General features: G+C 72.3%; 26 protein-coding genes and 2 pseudogenes. 10 read left to right on the forward strand and 18 right to left on the reverse strand.

Features of this window, described 5'->3' with window-relative positions:
• Positions 1-60: 60 nt before the first annotated feature.
• The 3 genes from ACZ6AA_RS07335 to ACZ6AA_RS07345 all read right to left on the reverse strand — a co-directional run bounded on the left by ACZ6AA_RS07335 (position 61) and on the right by ACZ6AA_RS07345 (position 3,936).
• The gene (locus ACZ6AA_RS07335; RefSeq protein ID WP_468457920.1) at positions 61-795 is read right to left on the reverse strand and encodes a hypothetical protein; all 735 of its coding nucleotides are present in this window, start codon (positions 793-795) and stop codon (positions 61-63) included.
• Positions 796-1,043: 248 nt separating this feature from the next.
• On the reverse strand, positions 1,044-2,498 hold the full coding sequence (locus ACZ6AA_RS07340; protein WP_471456747.1) for a DEAD/DEAH box helicase: 1,455 nt from the start codon (positions 2,496-2,498) through the stop codon (positions 1,044-1,046).
• A gap of 214 nt (positions 2,499-2,712) precedes the next feature.
• The gene (locus ACZ6AA_RS07345) at positions 2,713-3,936 is read right to left on the reverse strand and encodes an MFS transporter (protein ID WP_471456749.1); all 1,224 of its coding nucleotides are present in this window, start codon (positions 3,934-3,936) and stop codon (positions 2,713-2,715) included.
• A 100-nt stretch (positions 3,937-4,036) separates the two neighbouring features.
• On the opposite strand from ACZ6AA_RS07345, the gene ACZ6AA_RS07350 reads away from it, so the two are divergent.
• On the forward strand, positions 4,037-4,516 hold the full coding sequence (locus ACZ6AA_RS07350; RefSeq protein ID WP_468457914.1) for a winged helix-turn-helix transcriptional regulator: 480 nt from the start codon (positions 4,037-4,039) through the stop codon (positions 4,514-4,516).
• On the opposite strand, the gene ACZ6AA_RS07355 is transcribed toward ACZ6AA_RS07350, so the two are convergent.
• Positions 4,513-5,199 carry a response regulator gene (locus ACZ6AA_RS07355; protein WP_471456751.1) on the reverse strand — a complete coding sequence of 229 codons (687 nt, stop codon included), beginning with the start codon at positions 5,197-5,199 and terminating at the stop codon, positions 4,513-4,515. The genes ACZ6AA_RS07350 and ACZ6AA_RS07355 overlap by 4 nt on opposite strands.
• On the reverse strand, positions 5,196-6,380 hold the full coding sequence (locus ACZ6AA_RS07360; RefSeq protein WP_468482386.1) for a sensor histidine kinase: 1,185 nt from the start codon (positions 6,378-6,380) through the stop codon (positions 5,196-5,198). Before ACZ6AA_RS07360 ends, ACZ6AA_RS07355 begins: the two co-directional genes overlap by 4 nt.
• Positions 6,381-6,491: 111 nt before the next feature.
• Here ACZ6AA_RS07360 and ACZ6AA_RS07365 point away from each other — a divergent pair, with 111 nt between their 5' ends.
• The 3 genes from ACZ6AA_RS07365 (at position 6,492) to ACZ6AA_RS07375 (ending at position 9,882) form a co-directional block, all read left to right on the forward strand.
• Positions 6,492-7,460, forward strand: a complete 969-nt coding sequence (locus ACZ6AA_RS07365; protein ID WP_468482387.1) for an ABC transporter ATP-binding protein — start codon at positions 6,492-6,494, stop codon at positions 7,458-7,460.
• The gene (locus ACZ6AA_RS07370; protein ID WP_471456753.1) at positions 7,457-9,004 is read left to right on the forward strand and encodes an ABC transporter permease subunit; all 1,548 of its coding nucleotides are present in this window, start codon (positions 7,457-7,459) and stop codon (positions 9,002-9,004) included. Before ACZ6AA_RS07365 ends, ACZ6AA_RS07370 begins: the two co-directional genes overlap by 4 nt.
• A gap of 92 nt (positions 9,005-9,096) precedes the next feature.
• Complete coding sequence (locus ACZ6AA_RS07375; RefSeq protein WP_471456755.1) at positions 9,097-9,882, forward strand: ABC transporter permease; 786 nt, start codon at positions 9,097-9,099, stop codon at positions 9,880-9,882.
• Between the two features lie 45 nt (positions 9,883-9,927).
• Here ACZ6AA_RS07375 and ACZ6AA_RS07380 read toward each other — a convergent pair whose 3' ends face one another.
• Positions 9,928-11,190: a sensor histidine kinase gene (locus ACZ6AA_RS07380; protein ID WP_471456757.1), complete on the reverse strand. Its 1,263-nt coding sequence runs from the start codon at positions 11,188-11,190 to the stop codon at positions 9,928-9,930.
• 1 nt (position 11,191) lies between these two features.
• Positions 11,192-11,860, reverse strand: a complete 669-nt coding sequence (locus tag ACZ6AA_RS07385; protein WP_471456759.1) for a response regulator transcription factor — start codon at positions 11,858-11,860, stop codon at positions 11,192-11,194.
• Between the two features lie 157 nt (positions 11,861-12,017).
• Between ACZ6AA_RS07385 and ACZ6AA_RS07390 the strand changes: the two genes are divergently transcribed.
• Positions 12,018-12,632: a hypothetical protein gene (locus tag ACZ6AA_RS07390; protein WP_471456761.1), complete on the forward strand. Its 615-nt coding sequence runs from the start codon at positions 12,018-12,020 to the stop codon at positions 12,630-12,632.
• 139 nt (positions 12,633-12,771) lie between these two features.
• On the opposite strand, the pseudogene ACZ6AA_RS07395 reads toward ACZ6AA_RS07390, so the two are convergent.
• The 5 genes and pseudogenes from ACZ6AA_RS07395 to ACZ6AA_RS07415 form a co-directional block, all read right to left on the reverse strand.
• Positions 12,772-13,041: pseudogene (locus tag ACZ6AA_RS07395) on the reverse strand (recombinase family protein); the annotation flags it as partial.
• Positions 13,042-13,067: 26 nt separating this feature from the next.
• Positions 13,068-13,949, reverse strand: a complete 882-nt coding sequence (locus ACZ6AA_RS07400) for an alpha/beta fold hydrolase (RefSeq protein WP_468457897.1) — start codon at positions 13,947-13,949, stop codon at positions 13,068-13,070.
• A gap of 117 nt (positions 13,950-14,066) precedes the next feature.
• Positions 14,067-14,645, reverse strand: a complete 579-nt coding sequence (locus ACZ6AA_RS07405) for a TetR/AcrR family transcriptional regulator (protein ID WP_471457825.1) — start codon at positions 14,643-14,645, stop codon at positions 14,067-14,069.
• A gap of 39 nt (positions 14,646-14,684) precedes the next feature.
• Positions 14,685-15,283: pseudogene (locus tag ACZ6AA_RS07410) on the reverse strand (Tn3 family transposase); the annotation flags it as partial.
• 165 nt (positions 15,284-15,448) lie between these two features.
• Positions 15,449-16,636 carry a serine hydrolase domain-containing protein gene (locus tag ACZ6AA_RS07415; protein ID WP_471456763.1) on the reverse strand — a complete coding sequence of 396 codons (1,188 nt, stop codon included), beginning with the start codon at positions 16,634-16,636 and terminating at the stop codon, positions 15,449-15,451.
• A gap of 355 nt (positions 16,637-16,991) precedes the next feature.
• Between ACZ6AA_RS07415 and ACZ6AA_RS07420 the strand changes: the two genes are divergently transcribed.
• The gene (locus ACZ6AA_RS07420; protein WP_471456765.1) at positions 16,992-18,140 is read left to right on the forward strand and encodes a serine hydrolase domain-containing protein; all 1,149 of its coding nucleotides are present in this window, start codon (positions 16,992-16,994) and stop codon (positions 18,138-18,140) included.
• A 45-nt stretch (positions 18,141-18,185) separates the two neighbouring features.
• On the opposite strand, the gene ACZ6AA_RS07425 is transcribed toward ACZ6AA_RS07420, so the two are convergent.
• The 3 genes from ACZ6AA_RS07425 to ACZ6AA_RS07435 form a co-directional block, all read right to left on the reverse strand.
• Positions 18,186-18,692, reverse strand: coding sequence for a carboxymuconolactone decarboxylase family protein (locus ACZ6AA_RS07425; RefSeq protein ID WP_468457891.1), 507 nt, complete (start codon positions 18,690-18,692; stop codon positions 18,186-18,188).
• A 107-nt stretch (positions 18,693-18,799) separates the two neighbouring features.
• Positions 18,800-19,168, reverse strand: coding sequence for a hypothetical protein (locus ACZ6AA_RS07430; RefSeq protein WP_468457889.1), 369 nt, complete (start codon positions 19,166-19,168; stop codon positions 18,800-18,802).
• Between the two features lie 128 nt (positions 19,169-19,296).
• Positions 19,297-19,683 (reverse strand): HGxxPAAW family protein, encoded by a 387-nt coding sequence (locus tag ACZ6AA_RS07435; RefSeq protein ID WP_468482393.1) that lies wholly within the window; start codon positions 19,681-19,683, stop codon positions 19,297-19,299.
• A 107-nt stretch (positions 19,684-19,790) separates the two neighbouring features.
• Here ACZ6AA_RS07435 and ACZ6AA_RS07440 point away from each other — a divergent pair, with 107 nt between their 5' ends.
• Positions 19,791-20,300, forward strand: coding sequence for a MarR family winged helix-turn-helix transcriptional regulator (locus ACZ6AA_RS07440; RefSeq protein WP_468457885.1), 510 nt, complete (start codon positions 19,791-19,793; stop codon positions 20,298-20,300).
• 61 nt (positions 20,301-20,361) lie between these two features.
• Here ACZ6AA_RS07440 and ACZ6AA_RS07445 read toward each other — a convergent pair whose 3' ends face one another.
• Entirely contained in the window at positions 20,362-21,489 is a 1,128-nt protein-coding gene (locus ACZ6AA_RS07445; protein ID WP_471456767.1) for an alpha/beta fold hydrolase, read from the reverse strand.
• Positions 21,490-21,800: 311 nt separating this feature from the next.
• Complete coding sequence (locus ACZ6AA_RS07450) at positions 21,801-22,541, reverse strand: SDR family oxidoreductase (RefSeq protein ID WP_471456769.1); 741 nt, start codon at positions 22,539-22,541, stop codon at positions 21,801-21,803.
• 136 nt (positions 22,542-22,677) lie between these two features.
• Between ACZ6AA_RS07450 and ACZ6AA_RS07455 the strand changes: the two genes are divergently transcribed.
• Positions 22,678-23,169: an RrF2 family transcriptional regulator gene (locus tag ACZ6AA_RS07455; protein ID WP_471456771.1), complete on the forward strand. Its 492-nt coding sequence runs from the start codon at positions 22,678-22,680 to the stop codon at positions 23,167-23,169.
• 39 nt (positions 23,170-23,208) lie between these two features.
• Here the strand turns inward: ACZ6AA_RS07455 and ACZ6AA_RS07460 are convergent, their stop codons facing one another.
• Entirely contained in the window at positions 23,209-23,988 is a 780-nt protein-coding gene (locus ACZ6AA_RS07460) for a hypothetical protein (protein WP_471456773.1), read from the reverse strand.
• 233 nt (positions 23,989-24,221) lie between these two features.
• Here ACZ6AA_RS07460 and ACZ6AA_RS07465 point away from each other — a divergent pair, with 233 nt between their 5' ends.
• Together ACZ6AA_RS07465 and ACZ6AA_RS07470 are read left to right on the forward strand one after the other, a co-directional pair.
• Entirely contained in the window at positions 24,222-25,022 is an 801-nt protein-coding gene (locus ACZ6AA_RS07465; RefSeq protein ID WP_468457876.1) for an SAM-dependent methyltransferase, read from the forward strand.
• Between the two features lie 75 nt (positions 25,023-25,097).
• Positions 25,098-25,679: a snapalysin family zinc-dependent metalloprotease gene (locus ACZ6AA_RS07470; RefSeq protein WP_471456775.1), complete on the forward strand. Its 582-nt coding sequence runs from the start codon at positions 25,098-25,100 to the stop codon at positions 25,677-25,679.
• The last annotated feature ends 96 nt before the right edge of the window (positions 25,680-25,775 follow it).

A 25,775-nucleotide genomic window follows, 5' to 3' on the forward strand; every position in this document is an offset into this window, starting at 1 on the left:
CGCCGCTGAAGGCCCCGCCGCTGAAGGTCCGGCCCCACCCCGACGGGCCGGACGCACCCCCTAGTTGTCCCGCAGCCTGACCATCGCGCGCCCTGACGCCGGGTCACGCTCCAGCAGTACGTACCGGCTGAGGATGGCGAGGGCGACGATGCAGCCGCTCATCTCCAGCCCCTCCTCCACCAGTGTCCCCAACATGAGCACGAGGCTGTGGTCGTTCTCCAGCGCCCAGCCGTTGAACGCCTCCGTCAGGAGCGCCCCGCCCAAGTACACCCCCAGTGCGGCGAGAAGGCCGTTCCGCAGGTCGCGTGGGAGCTTCCGCGCCCACAGCACGGCGATCACGGTGCCCGTCACCGCGAGCAGCGCGCCGGGCAGCACCCAGGCGTGGGTGGGCAGCGATCCCCCGGCCCACTCCTTCCACGACTTGCCGACCTCGCCGAGGCGTTCGTGCAGCGAGACCGACTCGTCGATGCTGAGCAGCGCGGTCGCGGCCGCGAGGCCCAGCCAGGACAGCCGCCCGGGGCGCGCGTCGCGCCCGCTGAGCAGGGCGGCGATCAGTGCCACGCCCGCCACGGCCAACAGGAGCGTGCTGTTCCACCACGTGGCCAGGTTGGCCTCGACGTCGACGTTCACCAACTTGCGGATGGTGGGTATGGAGTCGTACCGGTTGTAGGCACGCGTGCCCAGGTCGGCGAGGAGCAAGGCCGCGGTGGCGCCCGCTGCGAACCACAGGACACGGCGGGCCGGGGGTCTCGCGCCCTTGTCCGCAAGTTGGTCAGGAATTTGAAGATCGGTCATGTGTACGGAGGCTAGCCGCTTGATCAGCGGACGAAGCGGCTGGGGCGCCCCGGATGATGCCCTTTCGGACAGACCCGGTGCGACCGCGCGTACACGGTGAACTCAGCCCGGACATCGTCCTGGTGGCCAGGACACCTCGGACGCTTTGCCGACGAGGATCGCCGCCCGACGCCTTGCCGTCGACGATCGCCGCCGCCCACGCGAAGAGACCGAAGGGCGCGCGCCGGCAGACAGAATGGCGGGGCGGGTCAGCCGCCGCGGCGCACCCGGGCCGCCTTGCGGGCCTCGGCGAGCTTGCGGGCCTCGCCGGACTTGCGGCCGCCCTTACCTCCGGTGCCGCCGGTGCCGCGTGAGGTGTCCTTGCTGGTGCCGAGGCCGCGGAAGGGGAGGTTGGTGTTCTTGGGCCGGGGCGCGGCGGGCCCGCCGTCGAGCGGGGTGCCGGAGGGGGCCTTCGCGCCGGTGATCCGGCTCAGTTCGGCCTCGCCCGAGCGCACCTTGGTGGTCCTGGCCTCGATGCCCGCGTCGGCCATCAGCTTGCTCATCTCGCGGCGCTGGCCCGAGAGGACCAGGGTGACGACGCTGCCGCGCTCCCCTGCCCGGGCGGTGCGGCCCGCGCGGTGCACATAGTCCTTGGGGTCGGCGGGCGGGTCGACGTTGACCACGAGGTCGAGGTCGTCGATGTGCAGGCCGCGGGCCGCGACGTTGGTCGCCACGAGGACGGTGATCTGGCCGTTCTTGAACTGCGCGAGGGTCCGGGTGCGCTGCGGCTGGGACTTGCCGCTGTGCAGGGCCGCCGCGTGCACGCCGCTGGCGCGCAGGTGCCGGGTGAGCTGGTCGACGCCGTGCTTGGTGTCGAGGAACAGCAGGACGCGGCCGTCGCGGGCGGCGATCTCCGTGGTGACGGCGTACCGGTCGGGGCCGTGCACGACCAGGACGTGGTGGTCCATCGTCGTGACCGCGCCCGCGGCCGGGTCGACCGAGTGGACGGTGGGGTCGTGCAGGTAGCTGCGGACCAGGTGGTCGACGTCGCGGTCCAGCGTGGCCGAGAACAGCATCCGCTGTCCGTCGGGGTGCACCTGGTCGAGCGCCTCGGTGACCTGCGGCAGGAAGCCCATGTCGCACATCTGGTCGGCCTCGTCGAGCACGGTGATCCGCACCCGGCCCAGGCGGCACGCCTTGCGCTCGATGAGGTCGTGCAGGCGGCCGGGGGTGGCGACGACGACTTCGGCCCCGTCGCGCAGCGCGGCCACCTGGCGGCCGATCGAGATGCCGCCGACGACCGTGGCCATCCGCAGCCGCAGCGCCTCGGCGTACGGCGTGAGTGCCTCGGTGACCTGCTGGGCCAGCTCCCGGGTGGGCACCAGGATCAGGGCGAGGGGCTGCTTCGCGTCCGCGCGCCGCCCGGCCGTCCGTACGAGAAGCGGCAGGCCGAAGGCGAGCGTCTTGCCCGACCCGGTCCGCCCGCGCCCCAGGACGTCGCGACCCGCGAGGGCGTTCGGCAGCGTGGCCGCCTGGATGGGGAAGGGCTCGGTCACGTCGAGCTCAGCGAGCGTGCGCAGCACCGCAGGGGGCAGGTCCAGGTCGGCGAAGGAGGTCACCGGGGGTGCGGCGGGGGTGGCGGCCTCCGGCCCGGCGGGGTCGCTCTGCGGAGTGTCGGGGCGGTCCGGGTGGTCGGCGCCGTCCGGGTGGTCCGAGTGGTTCATGACGAGCCTTCCGTATGAGGGACGTACCGAGGAAGGCCCGGCAGGAATCAGGAAGCGGTGAGTGGGCGGCCACGAGCGGAGGCGGCTGCCTGGCCTGGCGGAAGTCGCCAGCCCTCATCACCGTACAAACGGTTGAGGATAACACAAAGTGACTGGTCGGCCCGTCGCGGTGGGCTGGGCGGCCAAGCCTTGCCCAGGCCCGCGGCCCGGCCGCTCAGCCCCTCGCGCCACGTCGCGTCACCGCCCACAGGACAAGAGCCGTCACACTGATCCCCGCGCCCAGGACGCAGACGGCTCCCCACCCGGCCGCCGCGTAGACCGTGGTCGACGCGAGCGCCCCCGCGGCGCTGCCGATGGAGTAGAAGACCATGTAGCCGCCGATCAGGCGGCCTCCGGCGTCGGGGCGGAGGCCGTAGATCAGGCTCTGGTTGGTGACGTGGACGGCCTGGACGGCGAGGTCGAGGACGATCGCGCCGACGGCCAGTGCCCACAGCGAGTGCCGGGTGAAGGCCAGGGGGAGCCAGGAGGCGACGAGGAGGGCGAGGGCCGTGCCGGTGGTGCGCTGGGCGAAGCCGCGGTCGTGCAGGCGCCCGGCCGGAGCGGCGGCGAGGGCGCCCGCCGCGCCGACGAGCCCGAAGGCCCCGATCGCGGTGTGCGTCAGCGACTGGGGAGGCTCGCTCAACAGCAGGGCGACGCAGCTCCACAGGGTGCTGAAGGCGGCGAAGACGAGGAGGGCGAGCAGGGCGCGGTCGCGGAACACGCGTTCCCGGGTGAACAGGGTGATCGTCGAGGCGAGAAGCTGGCCGTAGCTGAGCGCGGGGCGGGGCGTGGTCCGGCGCGGCAGTTCGCGGTGGAGGGCCAGAGTGAGGGCGAGGGTGAGTGCCGCCGACGCGAGGTAGACCGCCCGCCAGCTCGCGAGGTCGGCGAGGAGGCCTGAGGCCGTGCGGGCGAGCAGGATGCCGATGACCACGCCGCTGGTCACCAGGCCGACGACGCGCCCGCGTTGGGCCGGTCCGGCAAGCGACGCGGCGAAGACGACCAGGGACTGGGTCACGACCGCGAGGAAGCCCATCAGGGTCATGCCGATCAGCAGGACCGAAGCCGTCCCAGAGAGGCCGACTGCTATCAGTGCCAGGGCCAGCAGGAGGAGTTGGGCGACGATGAGGCGCTTGCGGTCGATCAGGTCGCCGAGCGGCACGATCAGGAACAGCCCGAGGCCGTAGCCGATCTGCGTCAGGGTGACGATCGCTCCGACGGCGCCCTCGCTGATCCCGAAGTCCTGGCTCAGGGTGGCCAGGAGCGGTTGGGCGAAGTAGACGTTGGCGACCGCCACCGCGCCGGCGAGGGCGAAGAGCAGTGTGGTGCGGCGGGAGAGTGCGGGTGTCGGCGCTTCTCCGGGCGCCTCGACGGCCCGGGTCGTTTCGTCGCAGGAGGTCACGGGATCCCTTTCCGTTGAATGGTTGCATGTTGCTACCAGATGGGAAACGTAGCCGCACCTGGTAGCATGTTGCAACCATTAACGTCGGACGGAGGCCGCCGTGGTCAGAAGGACCCGCTTGGACGAGAGCACCTGTCCGGTCGCCCGGTCGGTCGACGCGATCGGCGACTGGTGGTCACTGCTGATCGTGCGGGACGCCTTCGACGGCAGCCGGCGCTTCGGGGAGTTCCAGCGCAGCCTGGGCGTGGCGAAGAACATCCTGTCCACACGCCTGCGCGGCCTCGTCGCGGGCGGCGTCCTCGACGTCGTACCGGCATCGGACGGCAGCGCCTACCACGAGTACGTCCTCACTCCCAAGGGGCAGGACCTCTTCCCCGTCATCGTGGCGCTGCGGCAGTGGGGCGAGGGCCACTTCTTCGAGCCCGGCGAACCGCACTCGGAGCTGGTGGACCGCCGCAGCGGGCGCCCGCTGCGCGCCCTCGAGGCCCATGCGGCCGACGGGCGCCGCCTCGACCCCGAGGACACTGTGGTGAAGAAGGTCGAGGGGGCGGAGGCAGCCGATCCGTCGGACAGGGCCTAGCCCCCGCCCACCCGCGGCACCACAAGACCCGACTCGTAAGCCGCCACCACCGCCTGCGTCCGATCCCGCAGGCCGAGCTTGCCGAGCACCCGGCTCACATGGGTCTTCACCGTCTCCTCGCTGACGTGCAGGCGGGCCGCGATCTCCGGGTTCGACAGGCCTTCGGCGATCAGTCTCAGGACCTGGGTCTCGCGCGGAGTCAGGGCGCCCAGGCGGGCCGTGCCGCGGGTGGACGGAGTCGGGCGCTGGCGGGCGAACTCCGCGACGAGGCGGCGGGTCACGGTGGGCGCGAGCAGGGCCTCGCCGCTCGCGACCACCCGTACCGCGTCGAAGAGGCGCTCCGCCGTGACGTCCTTGAGGAGAAAGCCCCCGGCGCCCGCGCCGAGTGCGTCGTAGACGTGCTCGTCCAGGTCGAACGTGGTGAGGATGAGGACCCGCGTGGCGGTGTCCGCGGCGAGTCGCGCGGTCGCCTCTATCCCGTCCATCACCGGCATCCGCACATCCATCAGGACGAGATCCGGCTGAAGCTCCCGGCACAGCCGCACCGCCCGGGCGCCGTCCTCGGCCGTTCCCACGACGGTGAAGTCGGGCTGGGTGGCGAGGAGTTCGGCATAGCCGACGCGGATCACCTCGTGGTCGTCGGCGACGACGACGCGGATGGGGGCGGGCTGGGGCGTGCTCACGGTCGCTGCTCCTGGGCCGATTCGGTGGGAGGTGGGGACGGCAGCAGGGCCTCGACGAGGAAGCCGCCGTCGCGGGCCGGCCCGGTGCGCAGGCTTCCGCCGACCGTGGTGGCCCGCTCGCGCATCCCGAGCAGGCCGTGGCTGCCGTCCTGCGTCGGGCCGGGCGGGCTCGGGCCGTTGTCGCGCACGCGGACCCGCAAGTCCGCGTCGGAGTAGCGGAGTTCCACGTCGACCGCCGCCCCCGGGGCGTGTCTGCGTACGTTGCTGAGTGCTTCCTGGACGATGCGGTAGGCGGTGAGTTCCACCCCCGGGTCGAGTGCGCGGACGGGGCCCCTGACGATGAGCCGGGCGCCCGCGCCGGTGGCGTCGCGGGCCGTGTCGACGAGTTCGTTGAGCTCGGCCAGGCCCGGCTGGGGGCGTCGGCCGGGGTCGTCGGCGGCGTCCTCGCGCAGGACGCCGAGCAGCCGCCGCATCTCGGTGAGCGCGGTCCGCGCGGTGTCGCCGATGGCCAGGAATCGTTTGGCCCCGTCGGGCGGCAGCCCTTGGGTGGCCAGGCGGGCGGTCTCCGCCTGGACGGCGATCATCGAGATGTGATGGGCGACCACGTCGTGCAACTCCCTGGCGATGCGGGCCCGTTCACCGCGTGCCGCGTTTTCGAGCAGGGTGTCGGCGATGGCCCGCTCGGTGGACCGGTGGGCGAGCGCCGCGTCCTGGGCGCGGCGGGCGAGCCCTGCCCCGGCGGCCGCCCCGGCCACCGCGGCCACGAGGACGGTGCCGAGGCGGGTGGTGACCGTCGCGTCGGCTGGGGCCGCCACCGCGTACGCCACGAAGGGCAGCGGCAGCAGCGCGGCGGCGGGGCGGGGGCCGCGGCGGGCCAGGACGTACAGGCAGAGGGCGAGCGAGAGCAGGCCCGCGGCCGTGAACGCGTGGAAGGGCGCGAGGGACAGCGCGCTCGCGGCCGTGACCGTGACCGCCACGGTCAGGGCGTGGCCGCGCAGCACGGCGACCGGCGCCGTGGTGCCGAGGGCGAGGAGCAGCGCCGCCGGGAGGCTCGCCGAGGACGGCTGTCGTAGGACCACCTGACTTGCCGCGGCGAGCGCGAGCAGCGTGGCGAGAGCCACCGGCCCCTCCGGGAGTCGCAGGAATGTCCGCACCCGCGCGGCGGCGGTCTTCGCTGTCACGGCAGCCATTCTTGCTGGCTGGATCGCGATGCGGGTCCCTCGCGCGAGGGATACGAACATCGCTCCGCCCCGGGACGCCGCACGGTCGGCGGCTCCTTAGCCTCCCTGAGTATGGAAAGCACGGAGAACACGACGGCCTCCGGTCCGGCCGCGGCGATCGAAGTCCGGGGACTGCGCAAACGGTTCGGGGCGGTCACCGCGGTCGACGGCCTCAGCTTCACGGTGGCGTACGGCCACGTCACCGGCTTCGTCGGCCCCAACGGCGCCGGGAAGTCCACGACGATGCGCGCCCTGCTCGGCCTCGACACCCCCGACGAGGGCACCGCCCTGATCGGCGGCAAGCCCTACCACGCCCTGCGCAAGCCCCTGACCCACGTCGGCGCGCTGCTCGACGCGGGCGCCGTGCACCCGAGCCGACGCGGCCGTGACCATCTGCTGTGGCTGGCGCACTCGCACCGCATTCCGGCCAGGCGCGTGGACGAGGTCCTGGAGCAGGTCGGGCTGACGTCCGCGGCGAGGAGGCGCGCGGGGGGCTACTCGCTCGGGATGCGCCAGCGCCTGGGGATCGCGGGCGCGCTGCTCGGCGACCCGCCGGTGCTGCTCTTCGACGAACCCGTCAACGGCCTCGACCCGGAGGGCATCCGGTGGATCCGCGGCTTCCTGCGGTCCCTGGCCGCCGAGGGGCGCGCCGTGCTCGTCTCCAGCCATCTCATGAGCGAGCTGGAGGACAGCGCCGACCATCTGGTGGTGATCGGGCGCGGTCGGGTCCTCGCGGACACGAGCGTCAGCGAACTGCTCGCCACCGCCTCCGCGGACCGGGTCGCGCTGCGGACCGGCGCCAGGGAGCAGGCGATGACCGTGCTCGCGGCGGCGGGTGCCACGGTGGCCGTCAACGGCCGGGAGACCCTCACCGTCTCCGGCCTGGACGCGGAGCGGATCGTCCAGCTCCTCGCCACGGCCGCCGTGCCCTTCTCCGGGGTCGCGGCGCACCGGGCCACGCTCGAGGAGGCCTACATGGAACTCACCGCCGACGCCGTGGAGTTCGCAGCCGCCCCCGTCGACAAGGAGGGCGCACGATGACCACACAGGCCCCTGCCCCCGTGCCGCCGAGCGCCCCCTACCGCTCCAGCGCCGAACCCGCCGCCCGAGACGGGTTCCCCCAGCTGCTCCGCGCCGAGTGGACCAAGTTCCGTACCGTGCGCCGCTGGTGGTCGACCCTGTTCGCGGCCGTCGTCGTCACCGTTCTCATCTCCCTCTTCTCCGCGTCGAGTTCCACCTTCGCCACAGAACACGCCGGACCGGGACATCCACCTCCCCCTGCCACGGACGCGGCGGGTCTGGCCGTCCGCGACGCCTTCCACTTCGTGCACCGGGACCTCGCGGGCGACGGCTCCCTCACCGCCCGGGTCTCCGGGCTCACCGGGACGCGGCCCCGGCAGGCCCCCGAGTGGGCCAAGGCCGGGATCATCCTCAAGGAGACGACCGACGCCGGTGCGCCCTACGCGGCCCTGATGATGACCGCGGAGCACGGGGTCCGGCTGCAGAGCGGGTTCACCGAGGACACCCCTGGCAGCGACATCCCGGCGAGCGAGGCGCGTTGGCTGCGCCTGGACCGGTCCGGCGCCACGGTCACCGGCTACGAGTCGGCCGACGGCAAGCGGTGGCGCCAGGTCGGCGAGGTGCGCCTCGACAAGGCTCCCCGGACCGTGCGGGCCGGGATGTTCGTGGCCTCGCCCTCCCTCCGCGACCTCCAGCGGAGCTTCGGCGGCGCCTCGGCCGGGGACCGGCCCACCCGGTCCACGGCGACCTTCGACCACGTACGACTGAAGGATTCCCGTGCCGCTTCCGGGTCCTGGAAGAGCGAGGACGTGGGTGAGACCCCGGAGGCCGAGGGCGGGTCGACCCGTGACGGGGCCACCTTCACCGTCACCGGCTCGGGGGACATCGCACCGGGGGCGCAGGAGATGGACCTGGTCGCCGCGGGGCTCAGCGGCACCCAGTTGGGGCTGGTCCTGGTCGCGGCGCTCGCGGTCCTGTTCATCACCGCCGAGTACCGGCGCGGAATGATCCGCACCACGCTCGCCGCCAGCCCGCACCGGCCCCGCGTCCTCGCCGCCAAGGCCCTGGTGATCGGCGCCGTGGTGTTCGTCGCCGGGCTCATCGCCTCGGCCGTGTCCTTCGAGTTCAGCCAGCGGATGCTGCGCGACAACGGCCACCGGCGGCCGTACTTCCCCGAGTGGGCCCTCAGCGACGGCCCCGCCCTGCGCGCCGTCGTCGGCTCCGCGGTGCTCCTCGCCCTGATCGCGGTCCTCGCGCTCGGCCTCGGCGCGCTCCTGCGGCACACCGCCGCCGCGATCACCGCGGTCGTGGTGCTCTTCGCCCTGCCGCTGATCCTCGTCAACGGGCTGCCGCTCGGGCTCTCCCGGTGGCTCCAGGAGGCCACGCCGCTGGCGGGCTTCGCCATCCAGCAGACGACTCCGCGGTACGACCAGGTGGCCGCCGTCTGCTCCCCCAGCGACGGCTGCTACCCGCAGGGGCCGTGGACGGGTCTCCTCACCCTCTTCCTGTACGCCGTCGCCGTACTCGCTCTCGCGATGTGGCGCCTGCGGAAGCGGGACGCGTGAGGATGGCGGCCGGGCGCGGTCGGCCTGGCGGCGGGCACGGTCGTCCCAGCGACGGCGACGGACACGTCGGCCTCGGGCAACGCGCGGAATCCATGACCGCGGCCCTCCACACCGAGTGGACCAAACTCCGCACTCTACCCAGCACTTGGTGGCTCCTGGCCGGTGTCGTCGCCCTCACCGTCGCGGCGAGCGCCGCCACCACCGCCGGGCTCGCCGCCGACGGCTGCGCCGCCGAGGCCTGCCACGAGGACCTCGTCAAGCAGAGCCTCACCGGCGTGTGGCTCGGCCAGGCGGCCGTGGCGGTGCTCGGCGCGCTGGCCCTCAGCGCCGAATACGGCACCGGCACCATCCGCACCTCGCTCACGGCGCTCCCCGCCCGCCTGCGGCTGCTCACCGCCAAGGCGGTCGTGGTGAGCGGCCTCGCCCTGTGCTCCGGCACCCTGGCGGTCCTCGGCGCCCTCGGCGCGGGACGCCTGCTGCTCCCCGACGGCGGCTTCACGAAGGCGCTCGGCTACCCGCCGGCCAGCCTCACCGACGGGCCGACCCTGCGCGCAGCCACCGGCAGCGTCCTCTACTTCGCCCTGGTCGCGCTGCTCGCCCTCGGGATGGCCGCGGCCTTGCGGGACACGGCGGCCGCCGTCACCGCCGCCCTCGGACTCCTCTACGCCTTCCCGCTGTTGGTCGGCATGATCCAGAACGAGACGTGGCACGAGCACCTTGAGCGCCTTTCCCCGGCGTCTGCGGGGCTGGCCGTGCAGACCACCCAGGGCCTGGAACACCTGCCCATCGGCCCCTGGCAGGGGCTCGCCGTCGTGGCCGGGTACGCGGCGGGCGGGCTGGTTCTCGGCGGGGTGCTGCTCAGGGGGAGGGATGCCTGAGCCAGAGGAGGGACGACTGAGTGCCGCCTCCGCGCTCGGGGGCGTTCACATGCGAGTGGGGTCGGTCAACAGCGGCAGAAGTACCCGGAGTTGCGCCCCCGTGGCTGTCGCGACGATCCGCACGGTTCCGCCGTGAGCCTGGGCGATGTCCCGCGCGATGGGCAGGCCAAGGCCCGAGCCGCCCGTGTCCCGGGTGCGGGCGTGGTCGAGGCGGGTGAAGCGGTCGAAGACGGTGGCGTGGTGGTGGGGCGGGATGCCGGGGCCGTCGTCGATGACGTCCAGGGTCGCTTGGCCGGCCCGGGTGGTGAGGGTGACGTCGACCGTGGTGGTGGCGTGCCGGACGGCGTTGTCGACGAGGTTGGCGACCAGGCGGCGCAGGCGGTCGGGGGAACCGTCGACGATGAGGTCGGGGGTCAGGTCGAGACGTACCCGCACGTGCGGGCGGGGGCGTCGGCGGGTGGCTTCCTCCGCGACGAGCTGGGCGAGGTCGACGATCGAGGTGCGCTGCGGTTCGCGGGCGTCGAGGCGGGCCAGCAGGAGGAGGTCGGCGGTGAGGGACTGGAGGCGTTCGACGTCCCCCAGCGCGTCGGCGGCGAGCTGCTTGTCCTCGGGCGTGGCCAGCTCGGGCGCGGCCAGTTCGAGCCGGGTGCGCAGGACGGCCATGGGGCTGCGCAGTTCGTGCGCGGCGTCGGCCACGAACTGGCGGTGCGCGTCGACGGCGCCGCGCAGCCGGTCCAGGGTCGCGTTGACGGTGCGGGCGAGCGCCGCGATCTCGTCCCGGGTGCCGGGTTGCGGGACGCGTTCGTGCAGGTCGCGTGCCGTGATGTCGGCGAGCTTCGCCCTGATCGCGGAGACCGGGCGCAGCACCCGGCCGACGGAGAGCCAGGTGAAGAGCGCCACGAGCGCGAGGAGCGCGGGAACACCGGGGAGCAGGACCTGCTTCAGGGTGGTCATCGCCGCGCGGGCGGGGGCCGTGGACGCGGTCCCGGTCACCGTCACCGGGCCCTCGCTGGTCTCGATCACCTCGTCGACCGTCACCTTGCCCTCCCGCATCTTCGGCATGCTCTCGCCCTCGCCCCTGGAACCGTGCTTCCACGGCTCGGCCCGGTACGTGACACTGCCCTTCGGCTCCCGCTCCGGCGGCGACGCAACCCAACCGGCCTTGGCCCTCGCGTCCTGCGCCGCCACCTGCCGGGTGGACGCGTCGAGGCTGGAGTCGAGCGCCAGGAACAGCGCGAACGAGGCCAGGCACAGGGCGACCGCCACCGCGACCGTGGCCGTCAGCGTCGTCCGCAGGCGTACGCCCATGTCAGGCCTCCAGCCGGTATCCGGCGCCGCGCACGGTGCGCAGCGTGGTTCTGCCGAACGGCTTGTCGATCTTGCGGCGCAGTGCGCTGATGTAGACCTCGACGACGTTGGAGTCGCCGTCGTAGGCGAAGTCCCAGGCCTGGGAAAGCAGTTCGGACTTGGGGACCACTTCGCCGGTGCGCCGGGCCAGGCAGTGCAGGATCGCGAACTCCTTGGGGGTGAGGGCGATCCTTACGTCGCCGCGGGCGCACGTGAGGCGCGCCGGGTCGACGCTGAGGTCGCCCACCGTGAGGACGGTGGGCCGCTGCCGGACGGCGCGGCGGGTCAGGGCGCGGAGCCGGGCGAGCAGCACGACGAAGGAGAAGGGCTTGGTCAGATAGTCGTCGGCGCCGGTGTCGAGGGCCTCCGCCTCGTCGTACTCCCCGTCCTTGGACGTCAGCATCAGGATCGGGGTCCAACCCCCGCTCTGCCGCAGCTCCTTGCAGACCTCGTAGCCGTTCAGCGACGGCAGCATCACGTCGAGCACGATCACGTCGTAGAGCTGCTCGGTCGCGAGCCACAGGCCGTCGCGGCCGTCATGGGCGAGGTCGACGGCGAACCCCTCCTTGGCCAGGCCTACCTTGAGCAGCTCCGCCAACTGGACTTCGTCCTCCACCACGAGTATGCGCACGTTCCCAGGATGCCGTCGGCACATGAGACCAACCTGAAGATCACTTGCGGCTTCTTCAGGTTGGCCTCATGTGCCGCGGGCGAGTCTGTGCGCCGTCCGATCAACCCACCACCGGCAGCCCGCCCCTGGGCCTCCGGTCCACGGAAGGAATCCGACCGTGCGCACATCCCGCATCCTGGCGGCCACCGTCCTCACGGCGGGCCTCGGCCTGTCCGGAGTGGCCACCGCGTCGGCGAGCGGCACCGCCGACTCCACCGACTCGCCGTCCAGGCACGCCGCTTCGGCCGCGAGCCGCGGTCACGGCGCGCCCGTTCACTGCATCACGACCGGCAGCCGGGCGAAGGCCGGGCCGCCGAAGACGGCCGTCAAGATCATCGACGGCAGGTTCCGCGCCGGGGACCCGACCGCGCACGGCATATGGGACGCGCGGGAGAAGGCGCAGGCGAAGGCGCGCGCCAAGTGCGGCAAGCTCCTCCCGCTGCCCGGCCGCGGCGGCAAGGGAGAGCTGATCACCTGCGTCGTCCTCGACGGCAAGGGCGTCGCCCGGCCGGGTGGCAAGCCGGGCAAGTCCACCGTCAAGGTCGAGAAGAAGGGGAAGGTGTACGTCAACGGCGAGCTCGCCCCGAAGGGCAGGCCGAAGGGCGACTGCCTCGCCGAGCCGCCTGCGCTGGGCAAGGGCGGCAAACCCGCCAAGGGCGTGGCCGCGGGCAGCGCCGCCGCCCACGCGGGTGCCGAGCGGGGTCTCGCGACAAGCACGACACGCAGCGAGTGACCCGGCGGGTCCACCCACGTCCGTGACATGGGTGGACCCGCATCTGGGGCATGCCCGGTCCTGCCCTGATCCTGCCCTGACCGCCGCCGGGGGGGGCGGTCAGGACAGGTCTGCGACCGCCGCTCAGCGCGAGCCGACCGCCGCGGGTGGTGGTGTCCAGGTTCTCGTGCAGCGAGGTGAAGCCGATCCCGCGCTCGCGTAGTTCGGCGACCATGTTGATGAGGTCCGGAAGGCTGCTGCCGTAGCGGTCCAGACTCGGGCCGACGAGGGTGTTCCCAGGGTCGAGGAAGGCGTGGCACGCCTTCAGTTCGGGGCGGAGCGCGTCCTTGCCGGACTTCTTGTCCGCGAGGATTTTCCGGCACCCGGCGGCGGCAAGCGCGTCGAGCTGCCGCTCCGGCTTCTGCCCGCTGGTCGAGACTCGGGAGCCGGGTGCGGTTACTGGTGCGCGGCCAGGAACGGCAGGAGGACGTCAGCCATCTCGTCGGGTACCTCTTCTGCGAGGTCGTGGCCGGCGTCGAACACGTGCCCGGTGACGTCGTGGGCCATGAGCCGCATCTGGGACTCGTTGCGGTCGCCGATGAACGCGGATCCACCGAGCGCCAGGACCGGGATGTCCAGCTTCTTCTGCGCGGCCTGCCGGTTCTGTTCGGCGTCCACGAGCATCGCCCGGTAGACCGAGAGCATCGCGCGGATGCCGCCGGGCATGGAGTAGCAGCGCACGTATTCGTCGACCGCGTCGGGGGTGGCGCTGTCGGGCCGACTGCGCTCGAACTTGATCATGTAGGTGATCAGCTCACGCTCGTGACCGGCGATCAGCATCTCGGGTATGTCCGGCTGGAAGTAGAAGCCCAGATGCCACAGGTGCATGCCGTTGGAGACGTTCTCGGGGGTGAGGGCCGTGTGGTCCTCGAATCCGAACCCGGGGAACAGGGCCTCGGCAAACACGAGAGCCGTGACGTGGTCGCGGTGACGGGCGGCGAGCTGGTAGCCGATCACCGCTCCCCAGTCCTCGCCCACCACGGCGTACGTCTCGTGTCCGAGGTGGTTCATCAGCTCGGCGATGTCGTCGCTCATCGTCGCGGAGTCGTAGCCGTCCGACGGGCGGGCAGAGTCGCCGAGACCGCGAAGGTCCGGCACGACGACGGTGTAGTGGGGCGTCAGCTTCGGGACGAGGTGACGCCAGTGGTAGCTGGTCTTGGGCACGCCGTGCAGGAGCACCACGGCGGGGCCGGACCCGGCGGTGCGGTAGTGCAGGCTCGTTCCGTTGACGGCGGTTCGGCCCGTGCGGACGGGCGTTCCGTCATGGTCGAACATCATGTTCTTCCAACTTCCTGGTGCACTTCGCGATGTGGGTGTCAGTGGGCTCATCCCGTGTCCGAGCGGACACCGGCGACTTTTCTGGATCGCCTGATACAGATTCCGGGCATGAAAAAGTCAGTCGAGGGCGCCCAGCGCGACCTCCACAAGGGGTTCGAGGGCGCGGGCGTCTGGCGTGATCTTCGAGGAGACCAGCAGTCCGTTGAGGAAGGTGACGAGGAAAGAGGCGAGGGTGTGCGGGTCGTGCCGCTTCGCGATCTCGCCCCGCTCCGCCGCGACCCGCAGCACTTCGGCGAGCGCGTCCCGGCTGACGTCCTGCATGTCGCGCACGGTACGCCTGGTCGCCGCATCCTCCGGCAGGCGCTCGCAGGCGGCGTTGACCACCAGGCACCCCCGGCCGTCGTCTTCCACGGCGATCCGGACCCGCTCGACCAGCATGGTGCGGATCGCCGACCGGGCGTCCGTCCCCTCCTCCAGGCTGCGCAGGGCGGCCGCCGCGAGGGTGGTGCGGTAGTGCTCCAGGGCCGCCCGATACAGGCCGCCCTTGTCGCCGAACGCGGCATACAAGGACCCCTGCCCGATCCCCAGGTGCCTGGTCAGGTCGCGCACTGAGGTGGCCTCGTAGCCGCGCGTCCAGAACAGCTCCATCGCACGGCTCACCGCCGCCTCGGTGTCGAACTCCCGGGTCCTTGCCATGACCCCACCGTAACCTATCTGGATCGATCGCTCCAGAAAAGGGTCGATGACCGGGGCCAAGCCGATGTTGCAGCTCTGCGCCACCAGCAGGGAGACAAGCGGCCCGTCCATGCGGGTGCGCCGGTCGGAAACGTGGCCGATGAAGTCGAGGAATCCGGTCCAGGAGTGGACCTCGAACAGCAGGTCCGGCAGGGCGATCCTCGGGAGCATCGCGCCCATGGCGGCCTCAACCAGGTCAGCGACTCCGGCTCGCCCACCGCGCCCACCTTGTCCACGCTCAGCCGGGCCCGGCCGCCGCCCTCAGGGACGACTACCTCCACCTTCGCGTCGGCACCGGCCTCCTCCAACCGGTCGGCCATCTGCCGCTGGGCCAGATGCTCGCCGGTGTCCTCGCTCAGGGACAGACCCGCCGGCACGTCCGGGCGCATCGCCTCCCGCCGAGGCCCGTCCAGCAGCCTCGCCCGCGGATCGGCCCACCGGTTCGACGGAGCGGCGAACACACCACGCCGGTTCAGCGCGCGGTGCGGCTGCTCCAACACGCACACCACGTACGCGTCCCGGTCGACCGCCCCCTGCGGCAGCTTGCCGTTGGAGAACGCCGCCCCGCGCCACATCGCCGGCACCAGCTCGGCGTCGATCGGGGCCGCTCCCGCGACGACGACGTACGGTCCCGAGCGCACCGCCCGGGAGAAGCCGATCTGCGGCTCCAACGGCGATCCTGAGCTGACGGTCCGACGCACGTGTTCCATCGCGTCATGCTGCTCAGACCCGCGACGGACAGCCGGGGGCGGTGCGTCCGGCGGTCACCGCGTGGAAGGAGGGCGCGTTCCGCAGAATTCGGCGAGGAGTACGTACGCGGCCGCATCGGTGTCGCCCGCCCAGTCGGTGTTGAAGTTGACCACCAGGCGCCGGCGGCCGTCGCGGGTGGTGTACGCCATGGACTGAGAGCCGGGCAGGAAGCCGGTGTGTCCCCAGACCACCTTGCCACAGGGCAGCTTGGCCCGGAAGATTCCCAGGCCGTCGTCCTGGCCGTCGCCGAAGTCGGGTGAGGGGACGGTGGTCGTCATCTTCTCGAGCTGGGCCTCGGGGAGCAGTTCTCCGCGCATCAGGGCGGTGAGGAAGCGGTCGAGGTCGCCGGTGCTGGAGATGATCTCACCGGCCGCCCAGCCCCAGGACGGGTTGAACTCGGTGATGTCGTGGACGGTGTGCTGCGGGTCGTCGGGAAACTTGGTGTACATCCGCCCGCTCGGCGCGGGAATCCGGACGCCGGTGCCGGGCAGGCTGGTGGCGTGCAGCCCGAGCGGCTCGAAGATCCGCCGCTCGGCCTCGGCGGCGTAGCTGCGGCCCGTCGCCCGTTCGACGACCATCGCGGCGATGACGTACTCGGTGGTGGTGTAGTTCCAGCCGGATCCGGGCGCGAACTTGGGCTTGTGGCGCATGGCGAGCGCCACGAGCTGTTCGGGCTGCCAGGTGTCGTAGCGGTGGGACAGGAAGACCTTGCCGCCGAGGTGCAGGCCGGGGTCCTCGGTGTAGTCGTAGATGCCGCTGGTGTGGTTGAGGAGCTGGCGGAGGCTGACCTTGCGGCCGTCGTGGCCGTGGCCGCGGACCAGTCCCGGCAGCCACTTGTCCACGGAGTCCGACATGCTCAGCCTGCCCTCGGCCTCCAGTTGGAGAAGGACCGTGGCGATGAACACCTTGGAGATGCTGCCCGCCCGGAACCGGTCGGCCGGCAGCGGCGGGCGCCCCGTGCGGAGGTCGGCGACCCCCGCACCGCCGCGCCAGGCGCCGTGGGCGTCGTGCGCCCGCACCAGCACGCCGGGGACTCCCTCCCGTACCGCGGCGTCCATGGCGGCGCGGGTCGCCCCATGTCCCCGGTCCTGCGCGGCGGTTGCCCCGGCCGCCGTGGACGGGGTGCTCAGCCCGGCCGCGGCGACCGTCGCGGCCGCCGCGACCAGGGTGGTCAGTGTGGTCCGTACCGTACGCAGCGTCATGCGAACCTCCCTCTCACCGGCAGGGACCCATGCTGCACGGGAAACGGTTGGCTCCCGGGCAGGGCGCGAGGAAGGCAACCCGTTCGGATCGGGGCCGCCCGCCGCCTCTCCGCGCGCCTCCGCGCCCCTGGCCCGCGGTGCGGGGCGCCGGTTGCCCCGCGCTCCCACTGGGGCTGTCCCCCGCCACCGCACTGAGGACAGCACCTCGACGCGTCAGGGGGAAAGCCGGATGGGCCGATCCCCACTCCGCTGGTGGGATGGTCGCCGACCCCACCGGCTCGGGACGCGGCAGCGGCGGGGCACAGCCCGAGTGGTCCCTGAGGACACACGCAACTTGAACAGAGAGGGGACCACCATGCACGCGTCACGAAGGCGTCGGCGCGGACTGCTCGTCCTGACCGGCTCGATCGCCGTCCTCGTCGCCGCGTCGGCCGGGCCGACGGCGGTGGCGAAGCCGCAGCGGGCCGATCCGCTCCAGGAGCGGGTGAACGCGATCCGTGACAGCGGGGCCGTCGGCGTGTTCGCCGAGACAGCGGCTCCGGGCACACGCGACACGGCGCGCGCCGGGACGGCCGAGAGGGGCACCACGAAGCCGATGCCCCGGCACGGCAGGTTCCGCATCGGCAGCGCCACCAAGACCTTCACCGCCACCGTCGTGCTGCAACTCGTCGGCGAGGGGCGCCTGTCCCTGGACGACACCGTCGAGAAGTGGCTGCCTGGACTGGTCCAGGGCAACGGCTACGACGGCGGCGCCATCACCGTGCGGCAGTTGTTGCGACACACCAGCGGCATCCAGGACACCCTGCCCTGGATTCCCGCGCTGAACAGCGCGAAGGGGTACCGGGCCGAGCGGTTCCGCACATACACGCCCGAGGAGCTTGTGGGGCTCGCGATGCGGAAGCCGCCCGCGTTCCGGCCGGACAGGGGCTGGTCGTACTCCAACACCAACTACGTTCTCGCCGCGATGATCATCCGCAAGGTCACGGGCCGGAGTTGGGCACGGGAGGTGAACGCCCGGATCATCCGGCCGCTGGGCCTGAAGGGCACCAGCGCACCCGGCGGATTCCCGTTCATCCGGGGCCCGCACGCCCGGGCCTACGCCTCCTTCCGCACCGGCACCGGCGTCGACGTCACGACCCTCGATCCGAGCATGGCCGTCGGCTCCGGCTCGATCATCAGCACCACGCGCGACCTGACGCGGTTCTCCAGGGCCCTGCTCCGCGGCCGGCTGCTGGATCCGGCGCAGCTGGACCAGATGACGGCCACCGTGTCCGCGCCCGAACTCGGCGTGAAGTACGGACTCGGCCTGGGCGAGCTCCCGTTGTCCTGCGGCGGCAGCTACTTCGGGCACCCGGGCGAACTGCTCGGCTACCACACCTGGAGCGGTGTCACCCGGGACGGCTCCCGTACCGCCGTGGTGTACGTCAACAGCGATGGCGGCAAGGACACCCAGAAGGCCATGCGCACGCTCGTGGACAAGGAGCTGTGCCGGACGCGTTCATAGATGCCTGGATCTTTCGTAGATGCCTGGATCCTCGGGCCTTGCCTCCTACTTCCAGGGGTCGGTGAACGCCCGGCCCGGCACCGGCTTGGCGATGAGCGCCGCTGCGGTGAAGAAGTTGACCTGGCCGATCGCGAACATCAAGGTGGCGAGCGCCTTGGGCTCGTAGTGCCCGGCGACCTCGGCGTACAGCGCGTCGGGGACCCGCTCACCGCCGGAGGACGGCTGAAGTACGGCCTCGACGAGGGCCAGCGCGGCCCGCTCGGCGGCGGTGAAGTACGGCGAGTCCTGCCAGGACGCCACCGAGGTGATCCGCTCCTCCGACTGCCCGGCCGCGCGCAGGAATCCGGTGTGCAGCACCGTCAGATAGGTACTGCCGACGATCTGTCCGGCCCGCAGGTGGACCAGGCTGATGGTGGGGCGCGGCACCGAGCCGTTGCCGACGACCTTGAACAGGGCCGCCGCCACCTCCGCGACCTCCGGAACGAGCTGCGCGGGGTCCTCCGCCATGCGCGGGGCGAGCGGGATCTCAGCGGTGATCGAACGTGTTGCCATGGTCTTCTCCCTCGGTGTCAGTCAGCCTGTCGTGCGTCGTTCTCACTCAGCTGACGAATCCCGGCGGGGAAGTGTGACCGGTCGGCGGCAGAAAGACCCGGGAGGATTCAGGGGCTCTTCGGATAGAACTCCACGGCTTCCGGGATGACGGCGACGAGGTGTTCCTGCCAGCAGTCCGTCTTCCGCGTGGCGACCTCGGCGCCACAGCCGGCGCACACGAGGTTGGGGCCGTCGAGGCCGTCGGGTTCGCAGCAGCCGTTCTGCCGCCCGGGACCGCGGTGCCGGCGCGTACCCGGGGCACCGTCGGGGTGCAGGGTGATCGCCCCCGTCTCAGGGTTGATCGCGTAGGTCCCCTGCTGCAACAGGGGCAGGCCCAGGCGCTCCCCCGTGAACTTCTCCGGGGTGGGCGGGAAGGGGACTTGGCTGAGTATGTCGGTCAGGAGCTCGCCGCAGTTCACGCAGGTGATGATGGACACCGGAGAATTTTCCCGCGCTCGGGCCGCGCCCGCCCAGGCTCTGGCGGCTACGGCTGAGTGCCCGTTGCCACAAGTGGGTCCCGGCGGCAACAACTGGGTCTCAGGGGTCTCCGTCCCGGCTCCCGCAGTTACGAGCGCTGCGGCGCCGGTGCGCGTTCGGGCGTGGCAGCGGCAGCGGGTACGAGGGCGGGGACGACGACCGGCGCCGCGGCCCCCCTGCGTCCCGCCAGGCGGCAGCCGAGGCAGTCGGGGTGGCCGCGGCGCGCCGCCGTGTCGCGGACCCGCCAGGGCTGCTGCGCGACCGGCCGCGGCCCCGTGGGCTTGCCCCACCCGGCGAGATGGAGGAACCAGGTGGCCAGCGCGGCGAGGACGACGACGGCGCCGCCCGCCACCAGTACCCCGGTCGAGTCCGCGGCGAGCCCCACCCCCGCCACCGCGCCGCCGAGCACGGCCGTGCAGGTGCCCGTCCAGCCCGCGAGCGTGTGACCCATGTCGTGGTCTCCGTGCATGCTCATGGCCGTCTCCTCGGGAAATGGGATGCTGTGACGGGTGATCGGGACTCACCCGCGCGAATATGTCTTATCTCGCGAGATAATTTACTTAGATGCTAAGGGGATCTGTGGTGCAGGGCAAGACGCGCCCGGCGGCGACGGCCGACCAGGCGCTGTACGCGATGGACCGGATGATCGCCACGGCCCAGTTCGGGCAGCAGGACATCGCCCGACGCATGGGCCTCAACGTCACGGACCTGACCTGTCTCGGCTTCCTCATCGAGGCGGCCAACGCCGGTGAGTCCCTGGTGGCGGGCGACCTCGCCGGGCGGGCCCGGCTGACCACCGGGGCGGTGACCGGTGTCCTCAACCGCCTGGAGAAGGCCGGTTACGTACGGCGCGAGGCCGACCCGAAGGACCGCCGACGCGTCCACGTGACCATGGAGGAGGCCGCCCAGAGCCGCGTCATGGAGGTCTACGGCCCCTTCTACGAGCGCCTGGGCCTGCTGTTCGCCGACTACGGCCCGGACGAGATCGCCGTACTCGCGGACTGGTTCACCCGCGCCAAGGCGCTGCTCCAGGACTCGCTGGACGAGATCCGTCAGGACGGCGACGCCGAACCGGCCGAGGGCGAGGACTGAGGACCCCGGCACGCACCGGAGCACGGAAGCCCACACCCAGGACGGCCCCCGCCCAGGTCGGTCAGTCCTTGCGGCCGCTCAGATAGCCGTCGACGACCCGCATCGCCTTCTCCGTGCCGCCCCTGCGGTACAGCCAGTGTCCGACGACGTCCATCGTGAACAGAGACGCCTTCGGGTACACGGCCGCCATGCGCCGCGCGCCCGCCAGCGGGGTCGCCATGTCGTGGGTGGCATTGACCACGAGGACGGGCGGGTGGCCGCCCGGCGCCCGGGCCGGGCGGGGTTTGGGCGGCATGGTCCAGCCCTGGCAGCTGAGGACGGCGTTCAGGGCCTGGGCGTTGTGGCGGACGTGGGGAGCGGCCTTCGCCACCCGCGCGCGGAGAGCCCGGTAGTGCGCGTAGTCGCGGATCCGGAAGTCGTGGTCCCGGCACATCACGAGCCGTGCGTACGGGTCGGCGCCGCCGCCGTCGGCCCGGTCGATCCTGCCCTTCCCGGTGTGCAGCGCGGCCAGTTGCCGCGCCGTCCGCGCCGGGAACCATCCCCTGAGCCCGGCGTTGAGGAAGTCGGACAGCTGATCGGCGTCCATCCTGGCCCGCGTCGGTCCGTCGGGGCCCGGGACGCGGAGTGTGCCCGCGTCGGCGCGGGCGAACAGCTTGTCCACGACGTCTGTCAGGTCCTGCCCCTTCAGCGCGCAGGAGGCGCTCTTCGCGCACCAGTCCGCGAGCCGCTTCAGAGTCCGTTCGACGGAGACGCTGCCCGTCCTGAGGTACTGCTCGGCGGTCGGCCGGTTCGGGTCCATCGCGCTGTCGAGGGCCAGCGCGCGAAGCCTGTCCGGGAAGAGGCGCGCGTAGCGCTCGCCGATGAACGTGCCGTAGGAGTGGCCGAGGAAGCTGATGCGGCGTTCGCCGAGGGCGGCGCGGATGGCGTCCATGTCGCGGGCGACGCTCTCACTGTCCATGTGTGCGGCGAGCGGGCCCGTCAGCTCGCGGCAGCTGTCCGCGAACCGACCGTTCAGGGTGCGCAGGCGCGCGAACTCGGCCGCGTCGCGCGGGCGGGCCGGGATCGCGTCGAGTATCGACTCGTCGCAGCGGGCGCCCCGGCTCCGGCCGATGCCGCGCTTCGGGTCGGTGGCCGGGTGGCGGGCGACGAAGATGCCCGTCCTGGGCCCGTCGGGCTTCGACCAGTCCACCGGAACCTCGACCGTCGCGCACCGCGCCTTGGGACCGGGGGCGGGCTCGGGCGGTTCGGCCTTCGGGCGGTCAGGGCGGTCGAGGCGGCCAGGGCCCGGAGTACGGTCCCGGTTCCGGTCGCGTTCAGGGTCGTGCGCATGCTGCTGTTCATGCGCGTCACTGTTGCGCTCGTGCGTGATGGTGCCTCTATCGGCCCATGATGGATACGTAACAGCCTGACGGGGCACGGGAGATGACGCTCCCTCACCCGTCCGCGCGCCCGGGCCGGAGACGTGCGCCGCCTCGGGCGCGACGGCGGGTCCGGCGCCCGCTACCGGGAAGCGCCGAGCCAGTCCTCGTAGCGAGTGGTGGCCAGGCGGGCGCCGGGACGCGGGACCAGGACGTCGCCCTCGACGGCGGCGAACATGCCCGCCTTGTCGTCGGTGACGACGGTGCGCGGGTCCTTCCGGTGCTCCAGCGTGAGGCGGCCGAGGTCGTCCAGGGAGAAGGCGTCGGGGCCCGCGACGTCGAGCGTGCCGTTGAGGGGCGGGGCGGTGGCGACGTCGGCGAGGGCGGCGACCACGTCGGCCGTGGCGATGGGCCGGACCGGGGTGGCGGGCAGCCGGACGGTCTCGTCGTCGGAGGTCCAGGACATGACCGCGTCCATGAACTCGAAGAACTGGGTGGCGCGCACGATCGAGTAGGGCGTGGGCCCGCCGCGCAGCAGCTCCTCCTGGAGGGTCTTCGCGCGGTAGTAGTCCAGCTGCGGCACCTGGTCGACGCCGACGATGGAGAGGATGACCTGGTGGGTCACGCCCGCGCGCTCCCCCGCGGCCAGCAGGTTCTCCATGGTGGTGCGGAAGAACGCCGGGGATGCCTCGTCGAACGTGGGCGAGTTCGACACGTTCACGACCGTGTCCGCGCCGTCCAGCGCCTCGTCGAGCCCCGCGCCGGTGAGCAGGTCGAGCCCGGTCGACAGGGACGAGGCGACCACCTCGTGCCCGGCCTCGCGGAGCCTGGAGACCAGCTGGGAACCGATGAGGCCGGTGCCGCCGATGACGGTGATCTTCATGATCCTGCCCTTTCGTGAACCGAGCGCCACAGCCGTGTCACACGACGCAGTTAACTCGGATATTCGATGTCCGAGATAATACTCGGATACCCTGTGTCCGAGTCAAGCGAGCGAGCGCGTCACACGGGGAGAGCACATGAAGATGTCCGGCGGCGTGGAGTGGGCGGTGCACTGCTGTGTGGTGCTGACCGCGGCGAGCGAGCCGGTACCGGCCGCCCGCCTTGCGCAGCTGCACGACGTCTCCCCCAGCTACCTGGCCAAGCAGATGCAGGCCCTGTCCCGCGCGGGCCTCGTCGAGTCCGTCCAGGGCAAGACCGGTGGATACGTACTGACCAGGCCCGCCGCCGAGATCACGGTCCTGGACGTGGTCCAGGCGGTCGACGGGGCGGGCCCGGCGTTCGTGTGCACCGAGATCCGCCAGCGGGGCCCGTTCGGGACCCCGCCCGAGGAGTGCACGAAGGCGTGCCCCGTGGCGCGCACCATGGCCGCCGCCGAAGCGGCCTGGCGGGCGTCCCTGGGAGGCGTCTCCATCGCCGACCTCGTCGGCACCGTGGAGCAGGACAGCGGACCCGAGGCCCTGCCCACGATCGGCGTGTGGCTCAACACGGCGAACAGCTCCGGCGGCTGAGCGACCACACCCACGGCCACCTCCACAACCACAGTCGCTTCAGGTCTGCGGCGCGTCCGGTGGCCGGTCCTCGTCGGTGACGGGTGCGGCGCGGTCGTCGATGACGATGTGGACGGGTTCGGCGCCGGGGTGCGGTGAAGCGGTCAGGGAGCGCACGGTGCCCGCGACGCGCTCATACAGGTGGCGGGCGATGGCCGCGGTGCCGGGGTCGACGCCTGGGGCGCGCTCGACACCGCGCAGGCTCGTGAGGGCCGCGACCAGGCTGAGGCCGGAGACGTCGACGTCGACCGTGCCGTGGTCCTCCGTGACGGCGCCGGGGATGTGGAAGTGCCGGTCCTGCCCGGCGTGTTCGACGAGGAAGGCCCAGGTGTCGCGGTGCACCGTGAGCCGCGCGGCGGAGATGCCTGCGGCCCGGCTGAGCAGGTCGAGGTGGTCGCCGTCGGGTTCTTCGTGACGCACGTGCTCTCCCTCCCGGCGTCCGGCCTCTTCGACCCCGGACGGCGGTTCCTCCTGGGCGGGCGGTGACCCTTCGGGTCCCGGCCGCCCGCGGCCGATGTCGTTGAGCGCGGCACGGATGGCGACCAGTTCCGTACCGAGGGTCGCGAGCGGGTCGCGGAGGGTGTCGTGGCCGCGGTTCAGTCCCTCGCGGACGACGGCCCGGATCTCGGCGAGGCCGGTGGTGATGGCCGCGTTGGCGTCCCGACGGGCCTGGTCGACGGCGTGCCGCTGGTCGTCGACCTGCTGCCGCAGTTCGGCGAGGTCGACGTGGATCCGGTTGAGGTGTTCGGTGATGTCGGGTCGCTTGTCGAAGATCGTCATATGCCCCCCTGCCTGGCGGAAACGGCCAGCGTGGCGAGAGGGCGACCTGTCGACAAGCGCGCGAACCGGACACGCGGGACGCGGAATCCGGCGGCACCCGAGGGCCCCGCCGACCCCGCATCCGTACAACTGCCGTGAGCCAAGCCTTTGTTGGCCGTGGGGCCGCTGTTCGCGCAGAGGTTCAGCGCTGTACCGTCTGGCACGACCCACAGCAGCAAGGAACGGAGCCCCGCATGCCCAGCCCCCTGGATCGAGTCGACACCTCAACCGCGCACTCCGCCCGGGTGTACGACTACATCCTGGGCGGCAAGGACCACTACGTCGTGGACATCGAGGCGGGCGACGCGATGTGCAGGCACTGGCCGTCGCTGCCGGTGCACATGCGGGAGAACCGCCGGTTCATGCACCGCGCCGGGCACTTCCTGGCGCGGGAGAAGGGCATCCGGCAGTTCCTGGACATCGGGACCGGGCTGCCCACCGCCCCGAACCTGCACGAGGTGGTGCAGGAGGTGGCCCCGGAGTCGCACGTGGTCTACGTGGACAACGACCCCATCGTCCTCACCCACGCCCGCGCCCTGCTGCAGAGCTCCCCCGAGGGCGCGACCGCGTACGTCGACGCCGACATGCACGACCCCGACGCCATCCTCGACAGCCCGGAACTGCGCGCGCTCATCGACCTGAACCAGCCGGTCGCCCTGATGGTCATCGGCATGCTGCACTTCATCCTGCCGCCCGACGACGAGCAGTTGGTGCGGCGCCTGCTCGACCCGCTCCCCTCCGGCAGCTATCTCGCGATGACCATCGGCACCGCCGACTTCGCGCCCGAGGAGGTCGGCCGGGTCGCCGAGGAGTACGCCCGGCAGAACATGCCCATGGTGCTCCGCGACCTGCCGACCACCACCGCGTTCTTCGACGGGCTCGACCTGGTCGGGCCCGGAGTGACCCAGGTCCACAAGTGGCGTCCTGGCAGCGGGCAGCGGGACGTCCGCGACCGGGACATCGCCATGTACGGGGCGGTGGCGCGCAAGCCCTGAGACCGCGCCGCACCCCTCTCCCCGCACTCTCGGCGCCACACGGAGCCGAGACCCCCCACAAGTGAAGGGACAGCAATGGTGCACTACATACGGCTAGGAATAGCCGGCACCGCCGCAGCGGTCGCCCTGACCCTGGCGCCCGCCGCGAACGCCTTGTCCGCGCCCGAACCGGCCGCAGCGAAGAAGGCATCGGCCGTCGTGACGCTCCGCTACGACGACAGCCGCGCCGCGGGCTGGGAGGCGGCCATCGCGGCCGGAGTCGCCTCGTGGAACGCGAACGTCGACAACGTCAAGCTCGTCGAGGCCGCGCCCGGCACCCGGGCCGAGATCCAGATCGTGGCCACCAGCGGCTGGCCGCAGGCCACCCTCGGCCCGGTCCGCCCCGGCGGCAGGGCCCAGGTCCAGCTCGGCCAGCAGGCGGTCACGGACGGCCACGACAAGACCCGTATCGCCGCCCACGAGCTCGGCCACAACCTGGGCCTGCCGGACACCAAGCCCGGCCCGTGCTCCCAGCTGATGTCGGGCTCAAGCGCCGGTACCAGCTGCAAGAACGCGGTCCCCGACGCGCGCGAGCAGGCCCGCGTCGAGGCCGCCTACCGCACTGGCGCCGCATCGCACGTCCCGACCGACGGCCGCACCCTGGTCGACGCGCGGTAGCCAACTCCCGCCAGGGCGAAGGCCCCTGGGGCACAGCACGGCCACAGCGCCACGGTGGCTGACCGCGCGCACGCGCGGTCAGGCACCTCGCCGTCG

Source organism: Streptomyces sp. NPDC040610 (assembly GCF_055594065.1).

What these genes read in the sequence shown, in the direction of transcription:
- ACZ6AA_RS07335 (WP_468457920.1), bottom strand. Translation starts at nt 795, where the DNA reads ATGACCGATCTTCAAATTCCTGACCAACTTGCGGACAAGGGCGCGAGA.
- ACZ6AA_RS07340 (WP_471456747.1), bottom strand. Translation starts at nt 2,498, where the DNA reads ATGAACCACTCGGACCACCCGGACGGCGCCGACCACCCGGACCGCCCC.
- ACZ6AA_RS07365 (WP_468482387.1), top strand. Translation starts at nt 6,492, where the DNA reads ATGGAAAGCACGGAGAACACGACGGCCTCCGGTCCGGCCGCGGCGATC.
- ACZ6AA_RS07370 (WP_471456753.1), top strand. Translation starts at nt 7,457, where the DNA reads ATGACCACACAGGCCCCTGCCCCCGTGCCGCCGAGCGCCCCCTACCGC.
- ACZ6AA_RS07375 (WP_471456755.1), top strand. Translation starts at nt 9,097, where the DNA reads ATGACCGCGGCCCTCCACACCGAGTGGACCAAACTCCGCACTCTACCC.
- ACZ6AA_RS07380 (WP_471456757.1), bottom strand. Translation starts at nt 11,190, where the DNA reads ATGGGCGTACGCCTGCGGACGACGCTGACGGCCACGGTCGCGGTGGCG.
- ACZ6AA_RS07400 (WP_468457897.1), bottom strand. Translation starts at nt 13,949, where the DNA reads ATGATGTTCGACCATGACGGAACGCCCGTCCGCACGGGCCGAACCGCC.
- ACZ6AA_RS07405 (WP_471457825.1), bottom strand. Translation starts at nt 14,645, where the DNA reads ATGGCAAGGACCCGGGAGTTCGACACCGAGGCGGCGGTGAGCCGTGCG.
- ACZ6AA_RS07415 (WP_471456763.1), bottom strand. Translation starts at nt 16,636, where the DNA reads ATGACGCTGCGTACGGTACGGACCACACTGACCACCCTGGTCGCGGCG.
- ACZ6AA_RS07420 (WP_471456765.1), top strand. Translation starts at nt 16,992, where the DNA reads ATGCACGCGTCACGAAGGCGTCGGCGCGGACTGCTCGTCCTGACCGGC.
- ACZ6AA_RS07425 (WP_468457891.1), bottom strand. Translation starts at nt 18,692, where the DNA reads ATGGCAACACGTTCGATCACCGCTGAGATCCCGCTCGCCCCGCGCATG.
- ACZ6AA_RS07435 (WP_468482393.1), bottom strand. Translation starts at nt 19,683, where the DNA reads ATGAGCATGCACGGAGACCACGACATGGGTCACACGCTCGCGGGCTGG.
- ACZ6AA_RS07450 (WP_471456769.1), bottom strand. Translation starts at nt 22,541, where the DNA reads ATGAAGATCACCGTCATCGGCGGCACCGGCCTCATCGGTTCCCAGCTG.
- ACZ6AA_RS07455 (WP_471456771.1), top strand. Translation starts at nt 22,678, where the DNA reads ATGAAGATGTCCGGCGGCGTGGAGTGGGCGGTGCACTGCTGTGTGGTG.
- ACZ6AA_RS07460 (WP_471456773.1), bottom strand. Translation starts at nt 23,988, where the DNA reads ATGACGATCTTCGACAAGCGACCCGACATCACCGAACACCTCAACCGG.
- ACZ6AA_RS07465 (WP_468457876.1), top strand. Translation starts at nt 24,222, where the DNA reads ATGCCCAGCCCCCTGGATCGAGTCGACACCTCAACCGCGCACTCCGCC.
- ACZ6AA_RS07470 (WP_471456775.1), top strand. Translation starts at nt 25,098, where the DNA reads ATGGTGCACTACATACGGCTAGGAATAGCCGGCACCGCCGCAGCGGTC.